Annotated in this window: 6 protein-coding genes and 1 pseudogene; 1 reads left to right on the forward strand and 6 read right to left on the reverse strand. The window is 66.5% G+C overall.

The genetic code is table 11. The annotated features are described in order from the left end of the window. Positions 1-29 precede the first annotated feature (29 nt). On the forward strand, positions 30-1,259 hold the full coding sequence (locus ACQKPE_RS19405) for a nucleoside recognition domain-containing protein (RefSeq protein ID WP_427668241.1): 1,230 nt from the start codon (positions 30-32) through the stop codon (positions 1,257-1,259). Here the strand turns inward: ACQKPE_RS19405 and ACQKPE_RS19410 are convergent. The 6 genes and pseudogenes from ACQKPE_RS19410 to ACQKPE_RS19435 all read right to left on the reverse strand — a co-directional run. Continuing rightward, complete coding sequence (locus ACQKPE_RS19410) at positions 1,241-1,849, reverse strand: ABC-type transport auxiliary lipoprotein family protein (RefSeq protein WP_427668242.1); 609 nt, start codon at positions 1,847-1,849, stop codon at positions 1,241-1,243. The two genes, ACQKPE_RS19405 and ACQKPE_RS19410, sit on opposite strands and share 19 nt — an antisense overlap. Then, positions 1,846-2,784, reverse strand: coding sequence for an MlaD family protein (locus ACQKPE_RS19415; protein WP_427668243.1), 939 nt, complete (start codon positions 2,782-2,784; stop codon positions 1,846-1,848). The genes ACQKPE_RS19410 and ACQKPE_RS19415 overlap by 4 nt, the downstream gene beginning before the upstream one ends. 3 nt (positions 2,785-2,787) lie before the next feature. Continuing rightward, positions 2,788-3,573, reverse strand: a complete 786-nt coding sequence (locus ACQKPE_RS19420) for an ABC transporter ATP-binding protein (RefSeq protein ID WP_427668244.1) — start codon at positions 3,571-3,573, stop codon at positions 2,788-2,790. Further along, positions 3,570-4,703: an ABC transporter permease gene (locus tag ACQKPE_RS19425; RefSeq protein ID WP_427668245.1), complete on the reverse strand. Its 1,134-nt coding sequence runs from the start codon at positions 4,701-4,703 to the stop codon at positions 3,570-3,572. Before ACQKPE_RS19425 ends, ACQKPE_RS19420 begins: the two co-directional genes overlap by 4 nt. A 108-nt stretch (positions 4,704-4,811) precedes the next feature. Further along, positions 4,812-5,834 (reverse strand): DUF5924 family protein, encoded by a 1,023-nt coding sequence (locus ACQKPE_RS19430; RefSeq protein ID WP_427668246.1) that lies wholly within the window; start codon positions 5,832-5,834, stop codon positions 4,812-4,814. Between the two features lie 71 nt (positions 5,835-5,905). Next, a pseudogene (locus tag ACQKPE_RS19435) lies at positions 5,906-6,000 on the reverse strand (hypothetical protein); the annotation flags it as partial.

Genomic DNA, 6,000 nt, shown 5'->3' on the forward strand with positions numbered 1-6,000 from the left:
CGGGCATTTTTCACGGGGGAATACTAAGGATGCTGAACGGCCTGTGGCTCGGCTTTTTCCTGATAGCAGCCATCTCCGCCTTCGGCCAGTGGCTGATCGGTGGGAACGCTGGCATCTTCGCCGCGATGGTCGAGAGCATCTTCGCCATGGCCAAGCTGTCGGTGGAGGTCATGGTGTTGCTGTTCGGCACCCTCACCCTGTGGCTGGGCTTTTTGAAGATCGCCGAACAGGCGGGCATCGTCGAATGGCTGGCCAAGGTGCTCGGCCCGCTATTCGCCCGGTTGATGCCGGAAGTACCACGCGGCCACCCGGCGCTGGGGCTGATCACCATGAACTTCGCCGCCAATGGCCTGGGGCTGGACAACGCCGCCACGCCTATTGGCCTGAAGGCCATGCGTGCCTTGCAGGAACTCAACCCCAGCAGCACCACGGCGAGCAACGCGCAAATCCTCTTCCTGGTGCTCAACGCCTCGTCGCTGACCCTGCTACCGGTCACCATCTTCATGTACCGCGCCCAGCAAGGCGCGCCTGACCCGACGCTGGTGTTCCTGCCGATCCTGCTGGCCACCAGCGCCTCGACCCTGGTCGGCCTGCTGTCGGTGGCGGTGATGCAGCGCCTGCGCCTGTGGGACCCGGTGGTGCTCGCCTACCTCATTCCGGGCGCGTTGCTGCTGGGCGGTTTCATGGCCTTTCTCGGCACCTTGTCGGCGGCAGCGCTGGCAGGCCTGTCGTCGATCCTCGGCAACCTCACGCTGTTCGGCGTGATCATCCTGTTCCTGGTGATTGGCGCCTTGCGCAAGGTGAAGGTGTACGAAGCCTTCGTCGAAGGCGCCAAGGAAGGCTTCGACGTGGCCAAGGGGCTGCTGCCCTACCTGGTGGCGATGCTCTGCGCGGTGGGTGTGCTGCGCGCCTCGGGGGCGCTGGAGCTGGCGCTCGATGGCATTCGCCACAGCGTCGAATGGCTAGGTTGGGACACCCGCTTCGTCGATGGCCTGCCCACGGCGCTGGTCAAGCCGTTCTCCGGCAGCGCGGCGCGGGCCATGCTGATCGAAACCATGCAGACCCACGGCGTCGACAGCTTCGCGGCCCTGGTGGCGGCGACCATCCAGGGCAGCACCGAAACCACCTTCTACGTGCTGGCCGTGTATTTTGGCGCGGTCGGCATCCAGCGCGTGCGCCACGCCGTCGGCTGCGCCCTGCTGGCGGAGCTGGCCGGGGTGGTCGCGGCGATCGGCGTCAGCTACTGGTTCTTCGCCTGAGCCACGGTCCAGTCGATCACCTGGCGCGCCAGCTGGTCGCTGGCCGCGCCGAAGCCTGTGACCACTGTCGGCACCTGGTTGCCCGATAGCGGCTGGCGTACCTCGAAGCGCTTGCTGGCGAGGATGCGCTGGCTGCGCCCCTGTACCAGCCGCGCGTCATAGCGAATCACCACCTCCACCTGTCCGGCCGCGCGGTACTCGCTCTGGAAGGCTTGCAGCTCCCCACCCAGCTCATAGTCGGCCTGCAGGTTGCTGTCGTCGGCGCTCAGGCGCTGTATGCGGCCGTCGCGCTGGAAGCCATCGAGCAGGCGATTGCGCACCAGCAGCGGCACCGGGTCGCTCCAGCGTGCACCTTGGTAGCTGCTGAGCACATCACCCTGGGGGATCACGGCAATTCGCGGCCCGGCCAGTGCTTCGCTGGCCAGCGGCTTGTTCAGGCGCAGCGACCAGTCCAGCGGCGCGGCATTGCCTGCTGGCTGGTTGACCGGCAGCCGATAGATATCCACAGGGGTGCTCTGCGGCAGGATCGAGCAGGCCGAAGCCAGGCCGAGGGTGGCAGCGAGCGCGACCAGGCGCAGCGACTGGGTCATGGCTGGAACTCCTTGTTGTTGTCGCGGCCCAGCAGGTAGCCGCTGGGGTCGGCCTCCAGGCGCCGGGAAATGCCCTTGAGCGCGTTGAGGGTTTCACGCAGTTCGCGAATGGCCGGGGTGAGCTGGTTCAGGCCCTGGGCGCCGTCGTCGATGGACTGGCGGTTGTCCTGCAGCAGGCTGTTGAGGGTGGCGGCGCTGTCGGCCAGCGACTGCATGGCCTGCTCGGCGCTACCTATGGCCTGCTTGCCCTGATTGCCCAGCAGGCCGTTGGCGTTGCGCATCAGTGCCTGGGTTTCGGCCAGGGTGGCGTTGGCCTGGCGGCCCACCTCGCTGAGCTGCTTGAGGGTATCGGCGATACCGCCCTCTTTGCTGGCGAAGGCGCCGGTGGTCTGGTCAAGGTTGGCCAGGGTGTTGCTCAGGTGCTCGACGTTGCGCGCGGAGAACATCTGGTTGGCGTTGTGCAGCAGCAGGTTGATGTTGGTTACCAGGTCGCTGCTGTCGCTGAGCAGGCGCGAGATCGGCGAGGGCGAGGCGATGATGATCGGCAGGTTGCCATCCTTGCCCTTGAGTTCGGGGCTTTGCGGGGTGCCGCCGCTGAGCTGGATGAACGCGTTGCCGGTGACCCCGGCCAGCGTCAGCTTGGCCTGGGTGTCTTCCTTGACCGGCGTGTCGCCGCTCAGGCGCACCTGCGCCAGCACCCGGCGCGGGTCCTGGGGGTCGAGGCGCAGGCTGTTGACATCGCCCACCTTGATCCCGTTGTACTGCACCGGGCTGCCGCGGGACAGGCCCGAAACGGCCTCGTTGAACACCACTTCATAGTCCTTGAAGGCATCGTCGACACTGGACTTGGTCAGCCACAGGCCGAACAGCAGGGCGGCGGTCACCACCAGTACGGTGATCAGGCCGATCAGGACATGATGAGCTCGGGTTTCCATCGTTCAGCGCTCCTGGCGGGCGCGCAGGGCGGCGTCTTCGGCCGCCCGGCCGCGCGGGCCGTGAAAGTATTCGTGAATCCAGGCATCGTCGGTGCGTTCGACTTCGCTGAGCGGGCCGGCCACCAGCACCTTCTTCTGCGACAGCACCGCCACCCGGTCGGTGATGGTGTAGAGGGTGTCCAGGTCGTGGGTGATCAGGAACACCGAAAGGCCCAGGGCGTCGCGCAGGGTGAGGATGAGTTGGTCGAACGCAGCCGCACCGATCGGGTCGAGACCGGCGGTGGGCTCGTCGAGGAACAGGATGTCTGGGTCCAGCGCCAGGGCGCGGGCCAGGGCGGCGCGTTTGATCATGCCGCCGGACAGCGAGGCCGGGTATTTGTCGGCGGCGCTGATCGGCAACCCGGCCAGGGCCAGCTTCACCCCGGCCAGGTGTTCGGCGTCGGCGCGCGACAGGCCGGCGTGCTCGATCAACGGCAGGGCGACGTTTTCGGTGACGGTCAGCGACGAAAACAACGCGCCTTTCTGGAACAGCACGCCGAAGCGCCGTTCCACCTGCGAGCGCTGGTGCTCGTCGAGGCGGGCCAGGTCCTGGCCAAACACCTTCACCTGGCCGTCGTTGGGCCGACGCAAGCCGATGATGCTGCGCAGCAGCACCGACTTGCCGCTGCCCGAGCCGCCCACCACGGCGAGGATCTCGCCGCGGTACAGGTCCAGGTCGAGGTTTTCGTGCACGCTCTGGCTGCCGAAGCGGTTGCACAGGCCGCGGGCTTCGATCACGGCTTCAGTCACCAGCCCATCTCCATGAAGAACAGTGCAGCCGCCGCGTCCAGCACGATGACCACGAAGATCGATTGCACCACGGCCGAGGTGGTGTGGGCGCCGACCGATTCGGCGCTGCCGCTGACCTTGAAGCCTTCGAGGCAGCCGATGGTGGCGATCAGGAAGGCGAAGAACGGAGCCTTGGCCAGGCCGACCAGGAAGTGCTGTACGCCGATATCGCTTTGCAGCAGCGAGAGGAACATGGCTGGCGAGATGTCCAGTGCCAGCGCGCAGACCACCGCGCCGCCGACGATGCCGCAGATCATCGCGACGAAGGTCAGCAATGGCAGGGCGATCAGCAGCGCCAGCACCCGCGGCACCACCAGCAGCTCGATGGGGTTCAGGCCCAGGGTGCGAATGGCGTCGATTTCTTCGTTGGCCTTCATCGAGCCGATCTGCGCGGTGAAGGCACTGGCGGTGCGCCCGGCCATGAGGATGGCGGTCAGTAGCACGGCGAATTCGCGCAGGAACGAGAACGCCACCAGGTTGACGGTGAAGATCGTGGCACCGAAGGCGGCCAGCACCGTGGCGCCGAGAAAGGCCACCACCGCGCCTACCAGGAAGGTCAGCAGCGCCACGATGGGCGCGGCGTCCAGGCCGGTTTGTTCGAGGTGGGCAACCACGGGTGTGACGCGCCAGCGGTGCGGCTGGAACAGCCGCCGCATCAGGGTTTCGAGGATCAGGCCGATGAAGCCCAGCACCTGCCGGGTGTCCTGCCACAGGGTGTCGACGGCGCAGCCGATGCGGCTCAGAAGCTGGATGAGCACCGGGCGCTCGGGCTCCTTCACCGGGATGCAGTAGTTCTGCACCGAGCGGTAGACGTTTTGCAGCAGGGCGCGGCTGGCGTCGGGCAGGTCACTGGTACAGCGTGACAGGCGCTCGGCACCGAGCATTTCGGCCAGCAGCGAGGCCCCGGCGGTATCGAGGGCGCCGAGCCCGGAGAGGTCGACGTGGGTATCGGCGCCGTATTGGCTGCGCAAGCGTTCGCACTCACGCTTGAGGCTGGCGTAGTGGGCCAGGGTCCAATCGCCAGTGATGCTCAGGCGCGCGGGCTGCTGGTGGTTGTCCAGGGTTGCGCTAGGGGCGGTCATAGGCTCCATGCATCCGACGGGTGGCATAGAGGCAGATCATAGCGCAGAGGGGGTGAAGCAGTTTGTTGAAAATGTGCTGCCTGTAGGCCTTCGGGGCTGCAGGGCAGCCCCTTTCGATCAAGCGGCAGGGATGTCGTCCACCACTTCGAAGCGCAGTACGCCGATCACCTGGCCATCCTCGGTCAGCACCCGCACCTGCCACTTGCCCACCGGGTTCGCCGGGAAGTTCTGCTTGTGGGTCCAGGCCCGGTAGCCTTCCTTGCGCCCGCCATGGATGTCCAGGGCGATGCGGTCGACCTCTTGGCCGTCGCGCTGCCACACATGGTAGATGCGCTCGTTCAGGCCACGCGGGGCGTTGATCGCGGTGTAGGCATACAGGCCGCTGCTGCGGATGCGGCTGGCGGCGATTTCGTCCAGCGATTCGCCGGGCTGGCGGTTGATCACCTCGGTGCTCACCGCCACTTCGGTCATCCACAGGGTCGCCGGTGGCACCCACGAACGCAGCAGCCAGCCGCCGCCACCGACCGCCAGGGTCATCAGCACCAAGGCCACGCCCCGCCGCCAGGTATTGACCGGGAAGCTGCTGGCCAGGCTGGGGAACGACAGCACCATGGCTGCGATCAGTGCCAGCTTGAAGCTTTGCGCGGTGGTCAGGTGCAGGATGACCGGCAGCGCCGTGAGCAGCGCGGCGAACAGCGTCAGGGTGTGCATCGCCAGGAACAGCCAGCGCCGCGGGGCCAGCCACTTGTAGTACAGCGGGTCGACGATGGAGACCAGCCCGGCGGCCGCGAGCAGGCCGGTAAACACTAGCTGGCCGCTGTTCCAGGTGGTGGTGATGAAGAAGAACGGCAGGACGAAGAACAGGCTTTCCTGGTGGATCATCTGCGTCGCGTAGCGCAGCAGCGGCTGGGGAATCTCGCGCTTGAAGGTGCGGGTGAACAGGCCGGTGAGGGCGTTCTCGAACATCAGCCATACCCAGCTCACCAGCATCAGGATGGCGATCCAGCTGGCCAGGCCGGCCTGGCGGTCGACCAGGATGAAACTGCCGATACCGGAGAGGAAACCGAAGAGGGCGATGACGCCGGGGTAGCGCTTGAGCAGCTCGATGATGCGTTGGACGATGATGGGGATCGGGGGCATGGGATACGACAGCGAGAGGTGGGGTGACTGTACCGGCCTCTTCGCGGGCAAGCCCGCTCCTACAGGGTTCAGTGCAGGGCCTTGAGGCCCGAGCCGCAGACTTTGTTCAGGGTCAGGGCCGGTACGGCATGGGGTAGGCCGGCTTTAACGGCGGCTTGGCGTGCAG

The organism is Pseudomonas sp. NPDC089554, from assembly GCF_050280645.1.
Taxonomy (GTDB): domain Bacteria; phylum Pseudomonadota; class Gammaproteobacteria; order Pseudomonadales; family Pseudomonadaceae; genus Aquipseudomonas.

Bases quoted from the DNA above. Each gene is read 5' to 3' on its own strand.
- ACQKPE_RS19405 (WP_427668241.1), top strand. From the start codon at position 30: ATGCTGAACGGCCTGTGGCTCGGCTTTTTCCTGATAGCAGCCATCTCC.
- ACQKPE_RS19410 (WP_427668242.1), bottom strand. From the start codon at position 1,849: ATGACCCAGTCGCTGCGCCTGGTCGCGCTCGCTGCCACCCTCGGCCTG.
- ACQKPE_RS19415 (WP_427668243.1), bottom strand. From the start codon at position 2,784: ATGGAAACCCGAGCTCATCATGTCCTGATCGGCCTGATCACCGTACTG.
- ACQKPE_RS19425 (WP_427668245.1), bottom strand. From the start codon at position 4,703: ATGGAGCCTATGACCGCCCCTAGCGCAACCCTGGACAACCACCAGCAG.
- ACQKPE_RS19430 (WP_427668246.1), bottom strand. From the start codon at position 5,834: ATGCCCCCGATCCCCATCATCGTCCAACGCATCATCGAGCTGCTCAAG.